The following is a 21,810-nucleotide window of genomic DNA, read 5'->3' on the forward strand; positions in this document are numbered from 1 at the left end:
CTCAGTCAGCTGAAGGACTTGCCGCAGCCGCACTTCTCGCGCGCGTTGGGGTTGTCGAAGACAAAGCCGGACGAATCGAGCCCGGTGACGAAATCGACGGTCATGCCGGCGACATGCGGTTGGGAGTCTGCGTCCACAAACAGCTTGACCCCGTCTGTCTCGGTGATCACATCGCCCTCGCGCGAGACACTCTCCAGGCCCATTATGTATTTAAAGCCGGCGCAGCCGCCGGTCTGGACCATAATGCGAAAGCCCTCCGCCGGCTCGCTGGCGCGGGAAAGAGCGGTCTTGACGGCGGCTACAGCGTTGTCGGTGAGCGTGATCATGGCGAGATTCTCCTCAGTCCGTGACGATCTTTGCGGGTCACGTCGCACGAACCGTGCCAAAGGAAAGAACCGCTTCAACACGGCGCGATCCCTCTAGAACCGCTATCAATCTTGCGGGCCATTGCAGAAAGCACGTCGGGCAACCGACACGTACTGTCGGGTTTGTCGAGTACGTCACATAAAGTGTCCGGCCCGGCTCTCACTGAAATCTCACGTAAATCAATGACGAGTGTGGAGAACATTTTTTCCGCGCTTGTTCAGGCGAATTGGCACGACTTTTGAAACGCCTATTGGCGATGCGGCGAGAAATGCCGAGACGACAATCATGCTGCCCTCGCGATCGATGAGACAAACCAAGGAAAGCGAAGCAAGGAAAGCAACATGTCAGGTGTGCGCCAGAACCGCTCTTCGCCGGTGGAATCGGACCTTGCTGCTCAGATGGCCCGCCCGGTTTTCGACGGGGACCGCGCACGGCTCTCCAGCAACATGCGGTTCCTGGCAGAGCACGAGGTCGGCATCGAGTATGCGCGGTCTGTCAACTCTCTGGGCGGCAGGGCGGCTGCTCCTCGACAAGTAGGTGGATGCAGGGACAGTTCATGAACCAGCGCGAGAAACCGTCGCCGCACGAAATCCGGCGGGCGCAGGAAGACAATCCGAAGATCCGTGAACACGAGCTCGCCGCCCGACTGGGCGTTTCGGAAGCGGAACTGGTCGCCGCGCATTGCGGTTTCGGCGCGGTTCGTGTCGAGCCGCGCGTAAACGATCTACTGGCCGGCCTGGGAACGGTCGGCGAGGTGGTGGCGCTGACCCGCAATGAAAGTGCAGCGCACAAGAAGATCGGCGTCTACGACAAAGTGGTCACCGGCAAGAAGCATGCCCTGGTACTCGGCAACGACATCGACTTGCGTATCTTCCCTAAAGTTTGGGCGTGTGGATTTGCCGTCGAGAAGCGCCAGGGCAAAGATATCAGCCGCAGCCTGCAATTCTTTGATGCCGACGGCAAGGCGATACACAAGGTGCAACTCGGGCCCGCCTCAAACCTCCATGCTTATCAGAAGCTAGTGGCTGAGCTGGAATCCTCGAACCAGGAGCCGATCGTGGCGCTCGAGGCGAGCGCGGCCGACGATGACGTAGAGCTTCCGGACCAAGCCGCCACGGTGGAGGATCTACGCGAGTGCTGGAGCCAGCTGACTGACGTGCATCAGTTCTTCGGCATGTTGAAGGCGCTGAAACTCAGCCGCTGCCAGGCGATTCGTATGGTCGGCGAGGATTACGCCTGGGCCCTCGATAAGGATGCCATTGGCGACATGTTTGAGCAGGCGGCCGAAGACGAGATGCCGATTATGTGCTTCGTCGGCAATCGTGGCTGCATCCAGATCCATTCCGGTCCAATCAAGCCGGCCAAAACAATCGGCCCATGGATCAATGTGCTCGACGAGACCTTCCACCTGCATCTCGGCACCCATCACATCCGCGAGGTCTGGGCCGTTCGCAAGCCGACCAAGGACGGTCATGTCACTTCGCTCGAAGCCTACGGCGCCGATGGCAAGATGATCATCCAGTTCTTTGGCAAGCGCCATGAAGGCAAGGGCGAGCGCGAGGACTGGCGCTTTCTGGCCGAAACCTTGCCACGCATTTCGGCTCCGACCGCCGCATGAGTGCGACCGATCTCTTGCGCGCTGCTCACATGTCCGCTGCATCGCGCAGTGCAATCACAACGCGCGTGAGCCGGGACTTACCGGGCGCTGGCAATCGACCTTATGACCGGTCGCACAATCTCAATCGAGCGCTGCCTGACATTCAGGAGAAGCCAAATGGCGAAAAATCCAGTCCCAGACCATGTCCCGCCCGAAATGGTGAGGGACTTCAGCCTGTTTACTTCGCCCGGCATGTCACCCACTCCCAATGGGGATCCTCACGCAGCAGTCGCTTGCGTCCATGCCGGGCCGCCGATCTTTTATTCGCCCCTCAACACGCGCGATGGCAGAGGTACCTGGGTGATCACCCGAGCCAGCGACCAGCGCCGGGTGCTGCAGGACACCGAAACCTTTTCCAGCCATCGCAATATCTTTGCCTCCGCACTGGGCGAAAGCTGGCCGATGATCCCGCTTGAACTCGATCCTCCTTCCCATGGCGCCTTTCGCTCACTGCTCAATCCCCTGCTTTCGCCAAAGCGGGTGTCGGTATTGGAGCCGGCGGTTCGCGAGCGGGCAATCAGGCTCATCGACGGGATCGCGGCATCCGGCACAAGCTGCGACGTCATGAAGGATTTCGCCTTTCCGTTCACCGTCCACATCTTCCTTCATCTCCTGGGTCTGCCGGATGACCGGATCGACACATTTGTCGGATGGGCAAGAGATCTACTCCACGGCGACGATACGAAACGGCCGCCCGCGGCCCGCACGATCGTCTCGTTCATTGACGAACTTGCGGCCGCCCGCCGCGAGGACCTGGTTGATGATTTCATGACCTTCATCGTGCAGGCGCAGGTCGAGGGTCGCCGCCTGACCAAACAGGAAGTACGGGGCGTCGGCGTGCTTGTTTTCGTCGCCGGGCTCGATACTGTTGCAGCAGCCATTGGCTTTGACCTGGCCTATCTCGCACGCAACCTTAAGGATCAGGAACTGCTTCGCAGCGAGCCGAACCGGATCGTCCTCGCGGCCGAAGAATTGCTGCGCGCCTATCCGACCGTTCAGTTGATCCGCGTGGCAACGAAGGACATCGACTTCGAAGGAGCGCCGATCCGCAAGGGAGACTATGTCTCCTGCGCCACGATGATCGCCAATCGCGATCCGACGGAATTCGAATGTCCCAACACCGTCGATCTGGCGCGAGAGGACAACCGCCATGCCACCTTTGGCTATGGTCCACACCGTTGCCTTGGCTCGCACCTTGCCCGGCGCGAGATCGTCATTGGTCTGGAGGAGTGGCTGTCGCGCATTCCGGCCTTCCGCATCAAGAACGGCACGGCACCTATCACCTCTGGCGGCCATGTGTTCGGGATCGAAAATCTGATCCTGGATTGGTCCTGACCAAGCCTCCGCCACAAACCGAGGCAAAGACAACGGAGCCAGCGCCATGCGCATCATTGTCCAAAACGCCAAATGCCAGGGTCACGCCAGATGCGCGGCGCACGCTCCACACATCTTCAAGCTCGATGACGCGGGCTACATCCTGCCTGGCAACATTCAAGTGGTGGAAGGGGAGGAACTAACCGCATCGCGAGGCGTGCGATCCTGCCCCGAACGTGCACTTGAAATTGACGGTGAACCCAGCAGCACGGGTTGAATGGGACGTCGCTCCACCGAGTTCGGCGGACATGAAAGGGATCGACCATGTGGCCGCATACTGGAAGGAACGGCACGCGGTTTTCGCCCCACCACCGTCCTCATCCAACTGCGCAGCGAGGTGCCTGCGGCACCAAGGTGCTTCCCAGGATGGCAAACGCCGGCGCGGCACTTCGCGAAACACGTCTTCCAATCACGTAACTTTGCAGCAGAGCCGATGGACCAGACGAAACTTACCGAACTAGTCGACCGTGAGGCGATCCGCGACTGCCTCTATCGGTACTGCCGCGGGATAGACCGCGCCGATGAGGCGGCGCTGCGCAGCGCATACTGGCCCGATGCGCACGACAATCACGGGGCCTATCGCGGCCCGGCAGAGGGCTTCATCCAGTTTGCGCTTGGTGTCTTCAAGACCGGACCCCGTAACATCCACCATATCACCAACATCCTGATCGATTTCGTCAGCTCGGCAGAGGCTGCGGTCGAGAGCTATTTCACCGCGCTGCAGCGGGGACCGGACCAAGACGGAGAAGTGCGCCAGACGCTGTTGTGCGGCCGTTACTGCGATCTGTTTCAGAAGAGGGAAGGAGAGTGGCGAATTGCCGAACGGACTGTGGTCTACGATTGGCTCGCGGAGCAGATCCCACCAGCAGTCGTTGAGGCCGAACGGTTCGGCCCGAGACAGCCGATTGGAGCACCGCATCCGGATGATCCGATTTACACGCTCGGCAATCGTCGCATTCCACCTCGCCATGCCTCTTTAGAGAGTTCGAACGAGAGAGCCGCGTTTGGCGGTGAGGAGTAAGGCTACGACAACTTTGCAACGCCACAGCGATCCTGGCGAAAGGGTGCGGCAATAGGATGGTCTGATCTACCCGCCACGGCGTGAGCAATCGCGCCGTCTATCCAGGCCTGCACTGACCGTCGCCAGGACTCGCTGCTTTAGCGCGACGCATCATTTTGCCGCTCAAAATTGATGGGCTGAGATCGCTGAAGGAACAGCAGGGGAAGTGTTCATGATGCAGACAGGACGCATCGTCATCATTACGGGCGCCGCCGGCGGGATCGGCCGTGCCCTGGCCGAAATTCTTGCCAGGGATGGTGACACCGTCATTGCGGTGGACCTTCCTGGCAGCGGCGTCATTGAACTGGCCCGCCGTCTCGGCCACCCGCACGTCGGGCTCGAATGCGACGTCTCGCGGGAGGAGGATGTCCTCGCGCTTCACGGTCGCCTCGAAGCACAGTTCACCCAGATCAACGTCCTCATCAACAACGCCGCGATAGGACCCACCATGTCTGCGACCATCGATACCGGTGTCGATGCCTTCCGCCTCGCTCTGGCAGTAAATTTGATTGGACCGTTCGTCATGGCGCGTGAAGCGGCGAGGCGCATGAGGCCGGGCGGTGTCATCGTTAATGTCGCCTCGATATCGGGGATCGTCAGCAATCCCAAGCGCAACGCCTATGCTGCCTCGAAAGCGGGCCTGATCTCGTTGACGAAGTCGCTTGCATGCGAGTGGGCTTGTCGAGGCATTCGCGTGACGGCGGTAGCGCCGGGCCCTGTGCGCACGCCGATGATGGCGGAACTGGAACGCGCGGGCAAAGTGGACCTCGCGGCGGTGCGCCGCCGCGTGCCGCTGGGGCGCTTGGCGCGCCCCGACGAGATCGCCCTCGCCGTGCGTTTTCTGGCAAGCACGCAGGCGCGCTACATCACCGGTTCGGTGCTGGCTGTCGACGGAGGCTGGATGTCGTTCAACAACCCGGGGGATGCGCACCCGCCGGTCGATGAGACGCCCCAAGCCGAACTCTGCTGTCCGACCGAATGCACCGATGCGCGGATCGTGCTCGTCACGGGAGGCGCGAGCGGCATAGGCGCGGCCATCGTTCGCCGTTTTGCCGCAAATGGCGATACCGTTGTGGTTGCTGATAAAGATGGCGCTGCAGCGGCAGAGCTCGCCACATGGCTGCGCGGCATGCACCCGGCCAAATGCCTGGACGTGGCCGTCGAGAGCGAGGTGGTGGCGCTATTCGAGGATTTGCAGGCGCGCTTCGGGCGCGTCGATGTGCTCGTCAACGGTGCTTCCATCGCCGAAACTATGTTGTTGGGGATAGAACAAATACCGGAACACATCGAACACGTCCTCGACGTCAATCTTGCCGGCACCTTCAGCTGCGCGCGCGAGGCGATCAAGGCGATGCACCCTGGCGGCGTGATCCTCAACATGACATCGATCGACAGCTTCCTGCCGTTCGCGCCGCGCCATGCCCACGGTGCTTCCCAGGCGGGATTGGACATTCTGACGCGATGTCTGGCGGCCGAACTCGGGCCGGTCGGAATTCGGACAGCCACCATCGCGTCTGGCTACATATGCACGCCTGGCATTGCCCAGTTGGCCAAGGTCGGACGCATCGACACGACAAAGATCGGACAGCGCATCCCCATGGGCGGGATGGGGCAGCCGGAGGACGTTGCTGACGCCGCATTCTTCCTGGCTTCGTCTGCCGCCTCATACGTCAACGGCTCCATTCTCTACGTCGACGGCGGCTGGACCTCTTTCGGCGACGTGGGAAATGCCAACGAACTCAATAACGATTATTTTGCGCGGACCGCGTGCTGACCGTAGATTTTTCGCCAGGCGAGAGACTGCGGCTCTTCGAAGCCGAGGGCGTCCAAGGCTTGAGGGTCCGGCTGCCGCGCCGCGCCCGCACTGCCGCGTCCGAAGATGTATCTTCGGCGGTGGCGAAAACGCCCGCCCTCATCGCCGTCGAACCAGTTCCACCCGCTCCATGCACCTGCAACCGGCGAATGCGGCGCGGTTTCCCTCCGGGCCACCCGCCGCCGTGGGAGCTGGATCGACAACCAGGCCTGGCCTGGTGCGCGCTCAGCACATTCCCTGATCGGCAAACTCCTTCTGTCAAACAAGGAAACACCATGGAATTCGCGACCTTTATCCTGGCCGCCCAACGCGGCTATCATCAGCCTTGCGAGAGCGTTATCCGCAACTCAGTCGAACAGGCCATCGTTTCGGAGCAGGCCGGCTTCGATACCGCGTGGTTCGCAGAGCACCACTTCAACAACTACAGCCTCATCCCCTCGCCCTTGATGATGGTGGCACATTGCGCCGGCATGACGAGCACCATTCGTCTCGGCACAGCTGTGTGCGTGCTGCCGCTTTATCAACCGCAGCGCCTGCTTTCCGAGATCGGCTTCGCCGACATTGTTGCGAACGGCCGTCTCGAACTCGGCGTCGGCGCGGGATACCAGCAATTCGAGTTCGAGCGCTTCGGCGTCAACATCGACGAGGCGCCGGCGGTCTTTTCGGAATACTTGGACATCCTTCTGAAGGGCCTCAACCAAAGCATTTTCGAGCACGCCGGCCCGTATGAGAACATTCCCTCAACGGCGATTTCGGTGCGCGCCGTCCAGAAGCCGACCCCGCCGATCTGGATCGTCGGCGGGCCCGCGCGCATGGCTCGGGCCTACCGTGAGGGACACAATCTTTTTGTCACTGCATTCCACAACGGTTTGGAGGCTTTGAGCACGCTGCGCGAAGCAATCGAGAAGGCGGCGGCTGCCGAAGGCAAGAATGTGACGGACACCAAGATATCTCTTTTGCGTTGCTGCTATGCCAGCGACGACGAGGCAGAGATAAACAGCTATCTCGACAATGCCCGCTTCCAGCGCCGGTTGTCTGAAGCACTGCATCAGCGGCGCCAGCAGAGCCTTGACGGCTACCTGTTAAAGGAGACGCCGACGCAGCAGGATCTTTCATTCGAGACCATGCGCCGGAACCTCCCGATCGGTAGCGTGAACCGCGTGATCGATCGCCTATTGGAAGAGATCGATATCTTGAAACCGGACCAGATCGCAGTTCAGACCCAGTTGGGGGATTTCGACCAACAGACGATGCTGCGCCAGATCGAGCTGTGGGGGGACAAGATCATCCCAGCAGTCAACAAGTCGCTCGCTCATCAGGCGGGTTGAAGGACAGACCAGGAGAATGGCACCCATGTTCGCCCACCACGCTGGCCGCCACAGCATTAGCCAATCGCCGCCAATCGACCAGGCGTTTGACCAGCATGTGCTTTCCTGCGTGCTTTCGTGTGCGCTCAAGGAGGTCGAGGCGGGCGAGGCGACGGCGACGGAAGCAACCGGTCTTTCGCGCGCCGAGCTGCGCGACCTCCTGGCCGTCAGCTTCGCTGCTGTCCCCATCAACGCGTTCGCCCTGGAAGAGGTGGGCGAGCCCGAACCGGACCCGGAGCAAAAACTTCTGCGCGAGCTGCTCCTGGCGCACGCCCGGCCGGGCGACCTGGCAAGTGTCCGCTTCGCAAAGATCATCGCCCGGCGTGCCATGCGCAACAACCATCTCTGGCAGGACCTTGGGCTTTTCAATCGCACCGAACTCAGCCGCCTGCTTGCCACGCATTTTCCGACGCTGGCGGCCGGAAACATCCAAAACATGAAATGGAAGAAGTATTTTTACCGCAAGCTCTGCGAGGCCGAAGGTTTTTCGCTATGCACCGCGCCGAGTTGCCGGGAATGCGATGATTTCGAAAGCTGCTTCGGTCCGGAGGCAGGCGAAAGTCGCCTCGCACGGATTAAGAACGGACTTGCATTGGATCAAGAGGCGCTTTCCTCGGCGCCACGAGGCGGCCAATCTTGATCGCCACTGGCTATGGGCCGCTTTTCTTGGCGCTTCACAAAGGAGGGGATGTTCAACGCCTGATCGCGGTGAGCGGGCTAAGTTCGGCTCAGGTCGAGACGTTCTTGTATCGGAGGCCGTTCTTGTGTCAGGGGCAGGACAAGAATGTTGAGAGAGCGACCAACTGGATCGCCAGGGACCGTGGCCTCTCACTGCAGCGTTCGAGGGCGGCGAAAACGATCCGAGCGAGGATTGCTTGTAAACCGGTCGCTCGGTCGCTACGGCGCTGTTAAGGGCGCGCTCCCTCGCTTCCTGCCGTCGCAGCCCTTGCTCGACGCACGGCGGGCGTGGAGATCATTTGGCGGCACTGACGCTCCTCGCTCGACGCTTCCCAGTGATTGTGAACGACACAGCGAAACGCCAACGGGTTCCGAGGTTGCAGTATCGTTCGGGGCAGGCGGGGCCCGGGAATTGGTGGGTAAACTGCGAACGACGATCCGGTTGTCGGAAGACATCAACCTCCCTCGTCAAATACGGCCGAGGCCCCTTCATGGCCACTTCTCAAAGCGTTCTGGAGTAACGGAAAATGGGTGAGCACCCGTAATCATCCCATTCGCTTCCGCCCAGCATCGCATGGGGCTGGAAGCAGGCATCGAGGGACACAGCTCCAGGATTTTGCGAGTGGTTCCGTGGCATTCGATCGGCCGTTTGATTTCGAACTGCTCTTGTTCCGGCCTCCCTATGCGCAAGAAAAGGCCTGCTCGCAAATATAGTTGCGCATAAGGGTGATAGTTGCGCATAACCTTGAATATTGCGCATAAATACGTTTAAAATTGCGCATAGGCGCGTTACGCGCAACAAAACAGGAGTCTGCGTGGCAAGGCGTATTCTGGATACGGAACTGCAGGCGATTGAGGAAGCCGTGCACCGCCATCAGGGCGGGGCAACGGCACAGCAGATTATCGATTCGCTGCAAGAACCGCCGCCGCGCCGCACCCTGCAATACCGTCTCAAATACCTTGTCGATCACCAACGCCTAGTCATGGAAGGCGAAGGCCGCTGGGCACGCTATCGCCTGCCGCCAGCGCAGGCCGCCGCCGGCACAGCTGCCGAGCGCGCCGAGGCGCAGGCGGAAGCCGTCCTGCCGCTCTCCGAGTCCGGCGCCGGGATTCAGGCTTACGTCCGCAGGCCACCCGAGGCGCGCAAGCCGGTCGGCTACAACCGCGCGTTCCTCGACTCGTACCGCCCTAATGAGAGCTTCTACCTGACGGCGACGCAGCGCGCGCACCTGCGCGAGATCGGCACACCCACTATCGCCGAGCAGCCCGCCGGCGGTCAGGCCAGCAGAATTCGCGGCATGGTGGGAGGCATGGCGACGGTAGCGTTTTCTCGCCGCCCCGGCACTCGATCAGGTTGCTTCCGATAGTGCCGCATACCACGTTCCGGCGATCGTGCGGCGGTGAAGGGCGTTGTCGCGGGCGACTGACACAGGCAGGCCGCCTGCGGTGCGGAAGCAAGCTGGCGCTCTGCCTTGGCGAGGTTTGGTCGAGCAGCCTGTTAGCGAACCGAAGGGAAATTCAATTGCTGCGCTAGAAGTCCCCGCTCGCAGGGTGTTTGAGGGGTATTCCGCGGGCCGCGCCATTTGGAATTTCCGGACGAGTCAAACCTCAGGAATTCCCGCCGCCGCCACTACGATTCTCTGCCCACTCGCTCCAGCGGTCGTAGTACTTCGTGCTGAGATCGCCGTTCGTCGCATAGGGATCGCGCCACAGTCCCGTTGCCGTCACATGAAGAGAAATTGCCGCGACTTCAACCGGTCGTTTGGGAACGCGAAGAACCGGTCATAACATTGGGGGTGACGGGCTCGATCAATTCGACCGCAAGTAGCCCGGAGGAAGGCAAAAGCTGCCTCGCACGGATCAAGAACGGGATCGCTTTGGATTAAGAGCCGCGTTCGTCAGCGGTATGAGGCGGCCAGGCTTGATCGCCATTGAGCAGTAGGCGTTTTTCCCGGCGCCGTTGCACGGAGGAGGGGATATTCATCGCTTCGCGATATTTTGTGACGGTGCGGCGCGCAACATTGATGCCGGTTTCCTTCAGCCGGACGGCGATGTCATCATCGGAGAGCACGTCACGAGGCGACTCTTGAGCAACTATCGACTTGATCTGGTGCCGGACGGCTTCGGCGGAGTGCGCGTCACCGCCTTGGCAGGAGGCAATCGCCACCGTGAAAAAATACTTCAGTTCGAATACACCGCGTGGCGTGAGCATATACTTGTTCGAGGTCACCCGGCTCACCGTCGACTCGTGCACGTTGATCGCCTCAGCGACAGTCCTGAGATTGAGAGGCCGCAGATGCGCGACGCCGTGTTCCAAGAAGGCATCCTGTTGGCGCACGATTTCAGTCGCAACCTTAAGAATCGTCTTGGCACGCTGATCGAGGCTGCGGATCAACCAGTTCGCATTTTGCAGGCATTCGTTCAGAAACGCTTGGTCTTTCGAATTCTGCGCCGTGTGTCGCGAGACTTCCGCATAGTAGGTTTGGTTGATCAAAACCTTGGGCAGCGCGTCCGGGTCAAGTTCGACCTGCCATCCACCTCCGGGCGAGGGCGTGACCCACACGTCGGGTACAATGGTTTCCGGCGCTCCAGATTGGAAGCGGTTTCCAGGCTTGGGATCGAGCGCACGGATTTCATGCAACATCTCGAGAAGATCGTCTTCGTCGACGCAGCAGCGCTGCTTCAATGCCTGAAAATCGCGTCGCGCAAGCTTCTCAAGATTGGCAACCAAAGCGGCCATCGCCGGGTCGAACCGGTCTCGCTGGCGCAACTGGATCTCGAGACATTCGCCGAGGGTGCGCGCAAAAATTCCCGGCGGATCAAAGTGCTGCAAGGTTGCGAGAACCCGTTCCACATCCGTTTCCCGCGCACCTACTCTGCCGGCGAGTTCCAGAAGATCTACCCGAAGATAGCCGGTGTCCTCTAGATGAGCGGCAAGCTCGCCGGCAATCAGCCGCTCCTGTGGTGTGAATGCGGTCAGCGCGATCTGACGAGCGACATGGTCATGCAGTGTTTCTATGCAGGCGGCGAACTCGTCCAGGGCAGGCCGACCACCCTCGGGGACATTCGTCGTGTTGCGCAGCGACTTCCATTCCCCGAGCCGCTCGGGGGACTCCGCGCTCGTAGGCTTAACAGTGACGTTTTCGCTTGCGCCGGTGTACTGATCCTCTCCTGAGTTCGGCAAAACATCGCCAAGAGCCTCGCCGTCGTTTGAAGCAGGCTCCAAAAGCGGATTCTTCTCGAGTTCCTGCTCCACGAATTGATGCAGCTCGGCGCGAGCCAGTTGCAGCAGGCGAATCGACTCAATGAGCTGAGGCGATGCCACCATTGATTGCTTCTGGCGTTGAAGCAGCCTTGCCGAGGACAGCATGTTGAGCGCGAAACTCCTATCGAGGAGGCTCTTGGCCGTGTGTAATGGGCTGCCAGACGTTCACTCGGTCATGCGGCGGCCTTCAGCGTCTCAAGAACGTTTTGCGGGGATGAGATGTCATAGGGATCGGTCTCGCAGTTGTCGGAAAAACCTTCTTCCTCGAACCACTGGTCCACCTCGCCGTCGTTGATCAGAGCGGCGTAGCGCCAGGAGCGCAGTCCGAAGCCGAGATTGTCCTTCGCAACCAGCATGCCCATTTTGCGCGTGAACTCGCCGGAGCCGTCCGGGATTAGCTCGACCTTCTGGAGGCCTAAAGATTTGCCCCACGCATTCATGACGAAGGCATCGTTGACGGAGATGCAGTAGATTGCGTCAATTCCCTCCTTCTTGAACTCGTCATAGAGTTTTTCGAAATCGGGTAGCTGGTAGGTCGAGCACGTAGGGGTAAAGGCGCCAGGCAGCGAAAACAGGATGACGCACTTGCCGCCGAAATAGTCATCGGATGTCTTGTCTTCCCAGCGGTATGGATTTGGCCCCTCGATAGACTCATCGCGAACACGGGTGCGAAAGGTAACGAAGGGAACCTTCTTCGTGAGGGTCATCAAGTTGCTCCTTTAACAAGAGGGCATGGCTTCTGGGCAGGAGCCGACGCAACGTCGACTCGGCCGGCATGCCGGAAATGAGATGAAGGCCTTGGCGGCTTCCAAATCGCTCTTCCATCCGGTTTGTACGGAAAGGCCTTGGCCCATCCTCTTCGTGATCCGAATGGCCGGATCGATATGAGTGATTTGGGCGGATCGAACAACCCATTTACGGCAAATGGCACTGGTCGGATACCGATAACCCGCTGCTTCTCCTCAACGAGAAGGTAGCGGTGGTCGACAGTATGAAAGTCGAAATGGGCGTGTGGCGCCGCGACTGTGACGTCGTGCAGGAGCCTCGCCTCACGAAACTGATTGAGCGCTTTGCGGGCGGTTGCCGGTGAGGCGCCGACATTGATTGCAGGTACCCTTTGAGGGAGCACCTTGACATTCACATGCTGATGGGGACCGGCAAGTAGCAGTTGGGCCAAGGTCACGCGCTTGGATATTGTCCTGCGACCAGACGTGCGCAGAAGAGCTAGCGAGCACGGACGTCTGAAGGGAACGACCTCCCGACGGTTATTCGCAAGGGAGGCCGTCGCTTCAGGCGTTTGTCTGGAGCGTCGCCTTTCAGCCATGGTTCGCTCATGCCTTGTCTGTGGTTCGATGGTTCTGATGAGTTGGCGCAAATGCCATGCCATCTGGCTTCGATTTCGCTTTGAACAGAAGGATCACGCCTTCGCAGTAGCCACGGGGCAAAACCTGCAGGGTAAGTCGATCTGCTAGACTCGCCGGACCGCGTAACTCAAAGCCCGTCCGCCGCGGCGATTGCGGACCCAACAGTTCCCGCATCGGTCACCAGATTCTTTTCTGGCGCTGCTTTGTCGCTGCGGCGGCAGCAGCCCGCGGGCTCGATCAACGAGAAGCGTTTAATGCGCGGGGAGGTCAAAGCCGTCCCGAACAGCCCGATTCGATCAATCTTTTTGTGTCCGAAGGGCGACAAAAACGTCGGAAGCCCAACCAAAGGGCAAGGGCCGGACCGCGGGAACGGAGAAGTGATGCGCCCGACGAGATGAAACCGAGCACCTATAACCACCCCATCAACCTGAAGCGCACATTCAGAATGGTCGTCATCGCTGAAACCGAGGCCCCGGATGATGGTTCGTTGAATTGATCCGTGAGACAGCTCAACCCGATGCAGTTCGAACTTGTTCGCAATGGCTATGCCCTTGAGATAGACGAACTTGCGGCGCTGCGCAGCCTCGACCTCCATGTGCCGGCTTCCCCATGCTTCCGTTTGGAGAACTTCGTGCAGTGAAGGTGATCATTGATCGGCTTGAGGAAGTCGAAAGCCTCACGCTACGAGCAATCGGGTCCGCATGAGTGCGTACCGGGCCAACTTCTATGATATCACCACCAATAAGATCATATAAGAAATCGAGATCGAGGCAGATCGTTTCCCTGGTTCCACCCGTGAGGGCTGAGGGAAGCCGTCGCTTTCGCTCACGCCGACGCGTGATAGCACTTTTCAGCCGCGGCTGCCCGGAACCCGACAGCACCGGGTCCTGTCTTTAGATGGCTGATTCAACGTCTGAGGTCCACATTGGGATCTCGCTGAACATCGCCCCGAAGCTCACCGCCTCTAACTTGCTTTCCCCACCGAGCGGTAGAGCCCTTTTGTCAGGACAGCATGCGAATCGCCCTCCCAAGGCACCTTAGCCCGGCAGCAAGGACTCGGCAGCTACCGGACGGGATACCCTAGCACCACCTGAGGCTATCGAAGCGTTGCAAACACGCCAACCTGCTGATCGCAGGAAGGCGTGAAGGCTGACTAGCAGTGCGATGCGCCCCGTTCGGCAACGAGGCTGCAAAGTTAGCGAGCCATGGCGCCTGGGCGTCGAAGCACTACGCTTTCGCCTTCCGTTTCGCTGGAGTCTTTGTTGCTGACACTGCGGTCGGCTTGCGCCCCAGCCCGGCGGCCTTGGCGAGCGAGGATCGCTGGGCCGCGTAGTTTGGCGCAACCATGGGATAGTCCGGCTTCAGTCCCCATTTCTCGCGGTATTCGTCCGGAGTGAGCCCGTAATGGACAGCCAGGTGCCGCTTCAGCGATTTGAACTTCTTGCCGTCCTCGAGACAGATGATGTGGTCCGCTGTCACTGATCTCCTGGGATTCACCGCCGGTTCCTGTTTCGGTTGGTCGGTTGCGGCTGGCTGGCCGATTCCTGACAGCGACGAATGAATCGAAGCAATGAGATCCGGCAGTCCGGAGGCGGGGAGGGGATTTTTGCTCACATATGCCGAGACAATATCCGCGGTCAGTCCAACCAGATGATCACTCTGCGTCTGGTGTTGTTCGTCCAAGGTATTCGCTCCTAAGTACCGATTAAAAGGCGTCCCCCCGCTCGCGAGCCGTTATGTACTGCAGTTTCTGCGGCTCGCCAATGGAGTTGCGGCATCACGGTCGAAAAATCTCAGATGCTTGTCGGTCAGTCGGGTGATCGGAAACCCATTCGGTTGAATAGGCTGACCTACCGGCATCTTCGCCCTTGCCGATTTTTCGTATTTCAACTGAGACGCAAGTGATAGAAACATGCGAGTCTTGATATTCGGCTAGAGCGATACGTTCACTTCGCGATCAGAATTCGTATGCAGCGTTGTTGCTTCGAAATCCATGTAACAACGTGTCAGAGGTAGCTTTTGGCATCAATAAAATCATGCTGCACTAAACAAGGGTTCAAACCGTGGACAAGAATCGGCTAGGTTGGACTTGAACGACGAACATAGTGGAGGGGCAGGTGGGCGCTCCCAAGCGAATAGCAGTGTTTCTCGACGGCACCTGGAACACCGTCGGAGACAACACAAACGTATGGCGGCTAAAGTCGCTTTGCGATCCGGCTGATCCTGAGCAGGCGGTTTACTACAGCGTTGGGGTGGGCACTCAACTGGGCGAGAGGATCCGCGGCGGTCTTTTCGGCTATGGTCTCGATCACGAGATTACGGATGCCTACAAATGGCTTGTCGACAACTATAACGAGGGCGACCGCCTGTTCATCTTCGGGTTCAGTCGCGGCGCCTACACGGCAAGAAGCTTATCTGGCTTCATATCGAAATGCGGTCTCCTAAAGCCAGGATCGCCGCTGTCCATCAACCAGCTCTACGGCCGTTATCGCCGCAGGACCGACAGGACGATCCGGGAACTGATCCAGAGCATCGAGAGCGGAGCGACCCCTCAAGCAAGCCTGGTGCTCGAGGAATCGTGGCTGCTTCGATATTCAAGCCCTATCACCATCGACTTCATCGGCGTCTGGGACACGGTGGGGTCCTTGGGCGTTCCCGTCGGCATGAAGCGCAACGTCGCGAAATACCGGTTCCTCGATACTCATCTGAGGCTAAGCAATACCAATGCCTACCATGCCTTGGCTGTCGATGAGCACCGCGCTTCCTTCACTCCTACGCTTTGGACCAGAACAACCGCTGCCGGGGCAAACCCCGCACCAGCCAGGCCTATCGAGAATGTGGAACAGCGCTGGTTCGTGGGCGCCCATGCCAATGTTGGTGGAGGCTATCCCAGCGATCTGCTGGCGCAGGTCCCGCTAGGTTGGCTGATGGCGAAAGCCGCAACTCATGGGCTCAAGTTTCGCGGGGTGGTCGAAACCGATCAAGCCAATGTCAATTCGCCAATAGCGGACTCGTATGCGGGCTTTCTAGAGGGCATGTATCGGTTCTTCAGCCGCCGTTACTTCCGACCGATCGGGGCGGAAGCGTCCGTCGGCAGTACCGCCACAACTTCGACAATCAACGAAACGATCGACCGGAGCGTGTTTGACCGTTGGCGGACAAACCCGTCATACAGGCCTCAAAACCTGGAGGCCTGGGCCAGCCGAAACCGAGTGGACCCGTCGGAAATCACTCATTCCGTGCTGGCAGCCGATGCGAATGTAAAAGTGCCGGACTAGCCTGCGCCAGAACAATGGTTAGAGGCGAGGCTTCCGGCAGCCGAGTTCTGGTCGGGGCAGTACTGGCGGCCGGGCGGCCACATCCTGGCCGGCAGCGTGGATGAAGTTCCTGCTTGTCCCGCCTCCTCTTTGATGCTTGAGCTGCGGGGAGCGTGTCCCTGTTCCGGCGGCTCGGCGACCTTCTGTGCCGCGCTACCACACCCGGTCTGGACTGGCATCAGGCCGCGTCCGGCCTGTGTATCGTCTTGACCTCCTGGAAATCCTCGAGGCCGAACTTGCCGCCTTCGCGCCCATTGCCGGACTGCTTATATCCGCCGAATGGGCTGCCATATCGCAGCGGCGCGCCATTGATGTGCACCATCCCCGCGCGCAGCCGGGACGCGACCCGCTCTGCCCGGGCAGGGTCTCGTGTCTGGATGTAAGCGACAAGACCGTATGAGGTATCGTTCGCGATTTCGATCGCATCTTCTTCCGTGTCGAAGGGCAAGGACCGGGCCGAACACTTCCTCGCGTGCGATGCGCATCGCGTTGTCAACGTCGGCAAAAATAGTCGGCCTGACGAACTAGCCTTGCATCACCCCATCTGCGGGTCAAGGCCGCGCAGCAGGACATCGATCAGGATGGAAGCGGACGGGATGGTGAGCCGCAAGGTCCATCCGACCGTGCCGCCTCAGGTCGAGTATGGCCTGACGGAGTTAGGCAGTTCCCTTGCCGTACCGATCATGCAACTGGCTGCATGGGTCCTGGATCATCGGGGGGCAATCGAAGCCCATTTGCGTTCCACGACAAAGAGACAAAGCACGTGCGGAAATAGTCCGGCAGCTTTCCCCGCCGTGCCGTGCGAGCTGCATGTGTGCTTCCGGGGTTATGGACTTGGCTCAACGATGTTCTGCATTTTTCCGGCGTCCCGCCGCGGAGGTGCGCCGAAGAGGCGTTTGTACTCTCGGCTGAATTGCGAAACGCTCTCGTAACCGACCGCGTAGGCCACGCTCGCCGCCTCCGTATGCTCCGTGATCAGGCGCCGACGCGCCTCATGCAGGCGGATTTGCTTCTGGTACTGGAGCGGGCTCAAACCCGTAATCGCCTTGAAGTGGCGATGGAACACCGATTCGCTCATGCCGGCCACCATGGCCATGGCCTCGATGCTCAGATGCTGTGCGTAGCGCTCGCGAATCCATGCCATTGCCCGCCGGATATGTGACAGGCGGCTGCCGGTGCCGGCGATCTGCCGAAGCAGCGCGCCCTGTGGTCCCATGAGGAGGCGGAACATAAGTTCGTGCTCCCTGTGACGTGCCATCACCGGAATCTCACTGGGGTGGTCCAGAAGTTCCGCGAAGCGCCGCCAAGCCTCGATCAGTGCCGGCCCTGCAGGGCTAAATCCAAACCCCTTATCCATCGGCAATTCCGGCATGCCGCCCATCTCCACGAGCAGCGCCGAGATCACCCCCGGATCGATGTAGAGGTTGATCGCGACATAGGGCTGCTCGGCCGAAGCCTTGCTGATCTGACCCATTGCGGCGAGTTCGGCTGCCACCACCATGCAGTGTCCGGCGCCGTACTCCAGCACCTGGTCGCCGATGAAGACCTGCTTGGACCCTTGCAGCACAAAGCAGACAACGGGGTCGTAGACCAACCAGCCGGGCTCGGAGGGTCGGTCGAAGGTGCTGACGCTGACCCGCGGCATTTTCGGTTGCGGCTTGCCGGCATGGCGCAGGACGACGGCTTTGAGTTGCGCAAGATCGGTCATGAGACGATCTGCTCCCCTTCGCCTGGAACCGTCAAGCAATCGGCAGGATCAGGCAATGAATCACCAGAATCGAGCATCGCCCAGTCGGCCTCTAAAAGCCACATTGGTGCGACATATGCCAAAGGACATTCACGATGCAGCAGCGCAAGCTTGGCCGCCACGGCCTCACGGCCGGTGCCATTGGTTATGGTGCCATGGGTACGGCCATCGGCTATGGCCCCAGCGACGACAAGGAATCGATCACGGCCATCCGCCGTGCCCATGAACTCGGCGTCACCCACTTCGACACTGCCCGCATGTATGGCTGGGGCGAAGGCGAGAAGCTGCTCGGTATTGCCCTGCGCCCGATCCGCGACCAGGTGACGATCGCAACGAAATTCGGCTTGACGGAAAGCTACGCTCCCGACTCCCGACCGGAAATCATACGCCAGGTCGTGGACTCCAGCCTCAGGAATCTGGGCGTCGAGACCATCGATTTGCTCTACCAACACATCCCCGACCCCAGCGTCCCAATCGAGGACGTCGTGGGCGTAATGCGGGATTTTGTCCAAGCGGGCAAGGTGAGATATCTCGGCCTGTCCAACTCGGACGAGGATACCATCCGTCGCGCCAGCGCTGTCGCCCCTATTTCGGTGCAGCAATACCAGTACTCAATATTCGCCCGGGATGTAGAGCCGCTCCTGCCGGTCCTTGAGGAACTGGATATCGGTCTGGTGGCATACTCGCCGCTGGCGCGTGGTTTCTTGACTGGCCACGTAACATCTCGCGATCACTACGCCGACGACGATTTTCGGCAGAATCTCGGGTGGTGGGCGCCAGGGAATTTCGGCAAGAACATAGAGATCGCGCAGGAGCTCACATCACTCGCTACCGCCAAAGGCGTCAGCCTCTCTCAGCTTGCGTTAGCCTGGCTGCTGGCGCGAAAGAACTACATCATTCCCATCCCAGGTTCTCGCAACCCAAAACGTGTGCAGGAGAACACTTTGGCTGCCGAACTCCTGCTGACGGATGCCGATCTCAAGCGCATTGACGAGATCGCGCCGACCGGGGGCGTCGGTGGACGTGTTTGGGGTGAGTAGGATCACCCCGTAGGAAGGGTGTTTTCAAGTCCGCGCATCTGCGTCTGGAAGGGTTGGGTATCTGGAACACATGAAGCGCTGTGAGCTGCCGAGCCTGCTCCTTTCCGCTCCGGAAGGCACCGACATACGATCACCTGTATGGGTTCATGGAATGGCTTTAGCGGAGCTTGTTTCGAGCCATAGCTTCACAGATTGGCTTTGGGCATGGGCTTGATGTCAAGTTTGGAAATTATAGCTTATGGATTTCTCGTTTTCCAAAAAAATGAAATTATAGATTGATTATTTAATAAGAGGTACACACATTGCAGCTATGAATGAATTTTTTTTTGGCCGCCGAAATGATGGGTAGGGCCGAGAGTTAAGGAAAAGCTGCATGGTGCTGAGAAGCGCTGATATTTTATTCAGGGACGAAACCGCCGGTTCGTTGGTTGAGACCGCCAACGGCGGAACACGCTTCGCTTACCATCCGGACTGGAATAAGGGCGATATCGCCTGCTGCCTGCCTTCCGCGCAACGCGAGCATGAATGGCAGGTTGGTCTGCATCCATTCTTCCAGCACCTTGGTCCGGAGGGATGGCTTCGTGAACAGCAGGCCCGGTCGGCGCATGTCGTTGAAGAAGACGATCTCGGGCTGCTGCTTCGTTACGGCCGCGACTGCATCGGGGCGGTCAGCATTCGGCCCTCGGAGGATGCCGAAAAATTTCCCGAAATCACCGAGGCGACGGCCACTCCGGGACGTACGGTCTCAGGCGTCCAAAAGAAGCTGCTCGTGACCAAGGACGAGGAAGGCAGGTTCGTTCCCGCAACTGCTGCGGGAGCGGCGCCCTACATCGCTAAGTTCAATTCCGACCGGATAGGTAGCCTCGTTCGCAACGAGCTTTTGAGTCTGAGATGGACAGCCGCTGTTCTCGGGGAAAGGGAAGCCACGGCGTTCACAACGTCTTTCATCGCGGCCGTCGATGACACGGCGCTCATTGTTACCCGTTTCGACCGCAAAGCCAACGGCGGGAAGCTGCGTCTGGAAGACTGTGCGCAGATCCTCGGTAAACCGAAGGGGCAGGATTATGCAGGCAAGTATGATGCGGCCTATGAGGATATAGCGGCGATCATCCGCCGGCACTCCTCACGCGCGCCGATCGACCTGCTGAGGTTTTTCAGCCGACTGATCGTGTTCACCCTGATCGGAAACTGCGATGCGCATCTGAAAAACTTCTCGCTGCTGGAGACGCCGACGGGACTGCGGCTATCTCCTGCCTATGATGTGGTGAATACTGCGCTCTATGACGGATTCGACCAGACCCTGGCGCTGTCGATCAGTGGCCAGAAGGTTCACCTGGACGCAGCCAATCAGGCGGTTTTTCGCGCTTTCGGCAGGGAGATCGGCCTCCCGGACAGGGCAATTGACCAGACATTCAAGCTGTTGAAGCGCCAGGTGGAGAAGGCTGCATCCATCATCCGTCCGCCTGACGCCGAGCCGCCGGACGGCTTCGTACACAGGTTCAAAGAGATCGTGGACAATTCATGCCTGAGAATACTGGAACCATAGCTCCACTCGCGTGGCAACGATTTGTCGAAGAGGCCGTACGCCGTCGCAAGGCGGAGGGCCTGACGCAAAAGGAACACTCGGCGCTCGCGGGCGTAAGCCATCCCACGATGGCGGCGTTCGAACGCGGCGAAACGACCCTAACGCTTGCCAAGGCGCTCGATATTCTGCGCGTGGTAGGCTTGGTCGATGAGCCTTCCGAACAAGATTCGCAAGCTCGATTTGTGCGAGATGCGTTCGAACGCTGGCGCGAACTGGTTTCTCCGCTCCCGCAGGATTCGCCGGCGCGCTTCCCCAATGGCTGGTATCGGTTCGACTACTGGCTTGAGGGCGAGCTTAAGACGTTGGAACTGTCCGCCTTCGAAATTATTCTGCAAAACGCTTTGGTCAGGAAGACGGGTTGGCCGCCTTTCTGGATTCCGGTGCGAGAAGCCGTCAAACCGTACGAGATCAATGGCCTGATCGAATGCTGGCTTCCCCCCGAAAGCGATGACATCAAGCGCGGGTTTGGCGGGCCGGCATTCTGCGATTTCTGGCGCGCCGCGCCGTCGGGACGCATGTTCCTCATCCGCGGCTATCAGGAGGATGGCGAGGAAACATTCCCTGCCGGAAGCATCCTCGATACGACGCTTCCCCTATGGCGCATGGGCGAGGTTTTGTTGCATGCGCAAAGTCTTGCCGCGCTGCTGCGGAAGGGTCCGAGTAGCTCCGTGGTGGTCCATTTCCGCGCCATGTTTTCGGGGCTTGCCGGCCGCGTCCTGCGATCGTGGGCAAACCCGCTGAGCGATCTGCTTGTCCAGGGCCACCCCGCTCGAAGCGATGAAGCGGTATTGGAGGCAACGCTCCCCGCCGATGCCATCGAGGACCGACTGGCCGAGTACCTCACGCCATTGCTTGCGTCACTTTACGACAGGTTTGGCGTGGCCGGCCTCTCGCTCAACCGCGTCGAAGCCGAGGTGCACCGGCTGCTCAACAGCTCTGTCGGCAGACAACGCGCATTGGCCCAGGCGCGCCCGGAGCCTCTTGGGAAACAGAGGTGATCGAATTTTCATCCGTCACACCTGCTGGGTGGGGGGGCGGGTGATCGCCTGGCGCAACCCACGCCTCGTCCTGGACGCCGACTTGTGACATGGCGGATGCGCTCCCGTAGTGAACGTGTCAAATAGAACCCCACGAGTGTTTATCATGAGCCGATCGACGCCGCGCAGCCACCCGATCT

19 protein-coding genes and 1 pseudogene are annotated in these 21,810 nt (G+C 59.7%); 13 read left to right on the forward strand and 7 right to left on the reverse strand.

From position 1 onward, the window contains the following. Nucleotides 1-5 precede the first annotated feature (5 nt). On the reverse strand, nt 6-326 hold the full coding sequence (locus tag MJ8_RS06870; RefSeq protein WP_201413687.1) for a HesB/IscA family protein: 321 nt from the start codon (nt 324-326) through the stop codon (nt 6-8). Between the two features lie 596 nt (nt 327-922). Between MJ8_RS06870 and MJ8_RS06875 the strand changes: the two genes are divergently transcribed. The 8 genes from MJ8_RS06875 to MJ8_RS06910 all read left to right on the forward strand — a co-directional run bounded on the left by MJ8_RS06875 (nt 923) and on the right by MJ8_RS06910 (nt 9,682). After that, nucleotides 923-1,984: a hemin-degrading factor gene (locus MJ8_RS06875; protein WP_201413688.1), complete on the forward strand. Its 1,062-nt coding sequence runs from the start codon at nt 923-925 to the stop codon at nt 1,982-1,984. A 156-nt stretch (nt 1,985-2,140) separates the two neighbouring features. Then, nucleotides 2,141-3,358: a cytochrome P450 gene (locus tag MJ8_RS06880; RefSeq protein ID WP_201413689.1), complete on the forward strand. Its 1,218-nt coding sequence runs from the start codon at nt 2,141-2,143 to the stop codon at nt 3,356-3,358. Between the two features lie 46 nt (nt 3,359-3,404). Next, nucleotides 3,405-3,614: a ferredoxin gene (locus MJ8_RS06885; protein ID WP_201413690.1), complete on the forward strand. Its 210-nt coding sequence runs from the start codon at nt 3,405-3,407 to the stop codon at nt 3,612-3,614. A gap of 216 nt (nt 3,615-3,830) precedes the next feature. Continuing rightward, the gene (locus tag MJ8_RS06890; protein WP_201413691.1) at nt 3,831-4,418 is read left to right on the forward strand and encodes a nuclear transport factor 2 family protein; all 588 of its coding nucleotides are present in this window, start codon (nt 3,831-3,833) and stop codon (nt 4,416-4,418) included. A 211-nt stretch (nt 4,419-4,629) separates the two neighbouring features. Then, complete coding sequence (locus tag MJ8_RS06895; RefSeq protein ID WP_201413692.1) at nt 4,630-6,231, forward strand: SDR family oxidoreductase; 1,602 nt, start codon at nt 4,630-4,632, stop codon at nt 6,229-6,231. 314 nt (nt 6,232-6,545) lie between these two features. After that, nucleotides 6,546-7,598 carry an LLM class flavin-dependent oxidoreductase gene (locus MJ8_RS06900; protein WP_201413693.1) on the forward strand — a complete coding sequence of 351 codons (1,053 nt, stop codon included), beginning with the start codon at nt 6,546-6,548 and terminating at the stop codon, nt 7,596-7,598. Between the two features lie 25 nt (nt 7,599-7,623). Further along, a complete protein-coding gene (locus tag MJ8_RS06905; RefSeq protein ID WP_201413694.1) occupies nt 7,624-8,277 on the forward strand; it encodes a nitrogen fixation protein NifQ in 654 nt (217 codons plus the stop codon). Between the two features lie 853 nt (nt 8,278-9,130). Then, the gene (locus MJ8_RS06910) at nt 9,131-9,682 is read left to right on the forward strand and encodes a hypothetical protein (protein ID WP_201413695.1); all 552 of its coding nucleotides are present in this window, start codon (nt 9,131-9,133) and stop codon (nt 9,680-9,682) included. A 515-nt stretch (nt 9,683-10,197) separates the two neighbouring features. Here MJ8_RS06910 and rpoN read toward each other — a convergent pair. The 4 genes from rpoN to MJ8_RS06930 all read right to left on the reverse strand — a co-directional run bounded on the left by rpoN (nt 10,198) and on the right by MJ8_RS06930 (nt 14,627). Then, complete coding sequence (gene rpoN / locus MJ8_RS06915; RefSeq protein ID WP_201413696.1) at nt 10,198-11,685, reverse strand: RNA polymerase factor sigma-54; 1,488 nt, start codon at nt 11,683-11,685, stop codon at nt 10,198-10,200. A gap of 68 nt (nt 11,686-11,753) precedes the next feature. Beyond that, nucleotides 11,754-12,287, reverse strand: a complete 534-nt coding sequence (locus tag MJ8_RS06920; protein WP_201413697.1) for a peroxiredoxin — start codon at nt 12,285-12,287, stop codon at nt 11,754-11,756. Between the two features lie 784 nt (nt 12,288-13,071). Beyond that, nucleotides 13,072-13,539 (reverse strand): hypothetical protein, encoded by a 468-nt coding sequence (locus tag MJ8_RS06925; protein WP_201413698.1) that lies wholly within the window; start codon nt 13,537-13,539, stop codon nt 13,072-13,074. Nucleotides 13,540-14,171: 632 nt separating this feature from the next. Further along, the gene (locus tag MJ8_RS06930; RefSeq protein WP_201413699.1) at nt 14,172-14,627 is read right to left on the reverse strand and encodes a MucR family transcriptional regulator; all 456 of its coding nucleotides are present in this window, start codon (nt 14,625-14,627) and stop codon (nt 14,172-14,174) included. Nucleotides 14,628-15,061: 434 nt separating this feature from the next. Between MJ8_RS06930 and MJ8_RS06935 the strand changes: the two genes are divergently transcribed. Beyond that, nucleotides 15,062-16,222 (forward strand): DUF2235 domain-containing protein, encoded by a 1,161-nt coding sequence (locus tag MJ8_RS06935; RefSeq protein WP_201413700.1) that lies wholly within the window; start codon nt 15,062-15,064, stop codon nt 16,220-16,222. A 217-nt stretch (nt 16,223-16,439) separates the two neighbouring features. On the opposite strand, the pseudogene MJ8_RS06940 reads toward MJ8_RS06935, so the two are convergent. Beyond that, nucleotides 16,440-16,785: pseudogene (locus MJ8_RS06940) on the reverse strand (aldehyde dehydrogenase family protein); the annotation flags it as partial. 6 nt (nt 16,786-16,791) lie between these two features. Between MJ8_RS06940 and MJ8_RS06945 the strand changes: the two are divergent. Continuing rightward, a complete protein-coding gene (locus MJ8_RS06945; protein WP_225248160.1) occupies nt 16,792-17,193 on the forward strand; it encodes a winged helix-turn-helix transcriptional regulator in 402 nt (133 codons plus the stop codon). On the opposite strand, the gene MJ8_RS06950 is transcribed toward MJ8_RS06945, so the two are convergent. Beyond that, nucleotides 17,088-17,969: an AraC family transcriptional regulator gene (locus tag MJ8_RS06950; RefSeq protein WP_201413702.1), complete on the reverse strand. Its 882-nt coding sequence runs from the start codon at nt 17,967-17,969 to the stop codon at nt 17,088-17,090. The two genes, MJ8_RS06945 and MJ8_RS06950, sit on opposite strands and share 106 nt — an antisense overlap. Nucleotides 17,970-18,103: 134 nt before the next feature. On the opposite strand from MJ8_RS06950, the gene MJ8_RS06955 reads away from it, so the two are divergent. From MJ8_RS06955 to MJ8_RS06965, 3 genes are all read left to right on the forward strand, one after another. Then, on the forward strand, nt 18,104-19,048 hold the full coding sequence (locus tag MJ8_RS06955; protein WP_201413703.1) for an aldo/keto reductase: 945 nt from the start codon (nt 18,104-18,106) through the stop codon (nt 19,046-19,048). 373 nt (nt 19,049-19,421) lie between these two features. Then, nucleotides 19,422-20,594, forward strand: a complete 1,173-nt coding sequence (locus MJ8_RS06960; RefSeq protein ID WP_201413704.1) for a type II toxin-antitoxin system HipA family toxin — start codon at nt 19,422-19,424, stop codon at nt 20,592-20,594. Then, nucleotides 20,570-21,631: a helix-turn-helix domain-containing protein gene (locus tag MJ8_RS06965; RefSeq protein WP_201413705.1), complete on the forward strand. Its 1,062-nt coding sequence runs from the start codon at nt 20,570-20,572 to the stop codon at nt 21,629-21,631. The genes MJ8_RS06960 and MJ8_RS06965 overlap by 25 nt, the downstream gene beginning before the upstream one ends. Nucleotides 21,632-21,810 lie beyond the last annotated feature (179 nt).

The organism is Mesorhizobium sp. J8 (assembly GCF_016591715.1).
Classification (GTDB): Bacteria; Pseudomonadota; Alphaproteobacteria; order Rhizobiales; family Rhizobiaceae; genus Mesorhizobium.

Excerpts from the sequence above, each read along its gene's own strand:
- MJ8_RS06870 (WP_201413687.1), bottom strand. The coding sequence starts at position 326 with ATGATCACGCTCACCGACAACGCTGTAGCCGCCGTCAAGACCGCTCTT.
- MJ8_RS06875 (WP_201413688.1), top strand. The coding sequence starts at position 923 with ATGAACCAGCGCGAGAAACCGTCGCCGCACGAAATCCGGCGGGCGCAG.
- MJ8_RS06880 (WP_201413689.1), top strand. The coding sequence starts at position 2,141 with ATGGCGAAAAATCCAGTCCCAGACCATGTCCCGCCCGAAATGGTGAGG.
- MJ8_RS06885 (WP_201413690.1), top strand. The coding sequence starts at position 3,405 with ATGCGCATCATTGTCCAAAACGCCAAATGCCAGGGTCACGCCAGATGC.
- MJ8_RS06890 (WP_201413691.1), top strand. The coding sequence starts at position 3,831 with ATGGACCAGACGAAACTTACCGAACTAGTCGACCGTGAGGCGATCCGC.
- MJ8_RS06895 (WP_201413692.1), top strand. The coding sequence starts at position 4,630 with ATGATGCAGACAGGACGCATCGTCATCATTACGGGCGCCGCCGGCGGG.
- MJ8_RS06900 (WP_201413693.1), top strand. The coding sequence starts at position 6,546 with ATGGAATTCGCGACCTTTATCCTGGCCGCCCAACGCGGCTATCATCAG.
- MJ8_RS06905 (WP_201413694.1), top strand. The coding sequence starts at position 7,624 with ATGTTCGCCCACCACGCTGGCCGCCACAGCATTAGCCAATCGCCGCCA.
- rpoN (WP_201413696.1), bottom strand. The coding sequence starts at position 11,685 with ATGCTGTCCTCGGCAAGGCTGCTTCAACGCCAGAAGCAATCAATGGTG.
- MJ8_RS06920 (WP_201413697.1), bottom strand. The coding sequence starts at position 12,287 with ATGACCCTCACGAAGAAGGTTCCCTTCGTTACCTTTCGCACCCGTGTT.
- MJ8_RS06925 (WP_201413698.1), bottom strand. The coding sequence starts at position 13,539 with ATGGAGGTCGAGGCTGCGCAGCGCCGCAAGTTCGTCTATCTCAAGGGC.
- MJ8_RS06950 (WP_201413702.1), bottom strand. The coding sequence starts at position 17,969 with ATGACCGATCTTGCGCAACTCAAAGCCGTCGTCCTGCGCCATGCCGGC.
- MJ8_RS06955 (WP_201413703.1), top strand. The coding sequence starts at position 18,104 with ATGCAGCAGCGCAAGCTTGGCCGCCACGGCCTCACGGCCGGTGCCATT.
- MJ8_RS06960 (WP_201413704.1), top strand. The coding sequence starts at position 19,422 with ATGGTGCTGAGAAGCGCTGATATTTTATTCAGGGACGAAACCGCCGGT.
- MJ8_RS06965 (WP_201413705.1), top strand. The coding sequence starts at position 20,570 with ATGCCTGAGAATACTGGAACCATAGCTCCACTCGCGTGGCAACGATTT.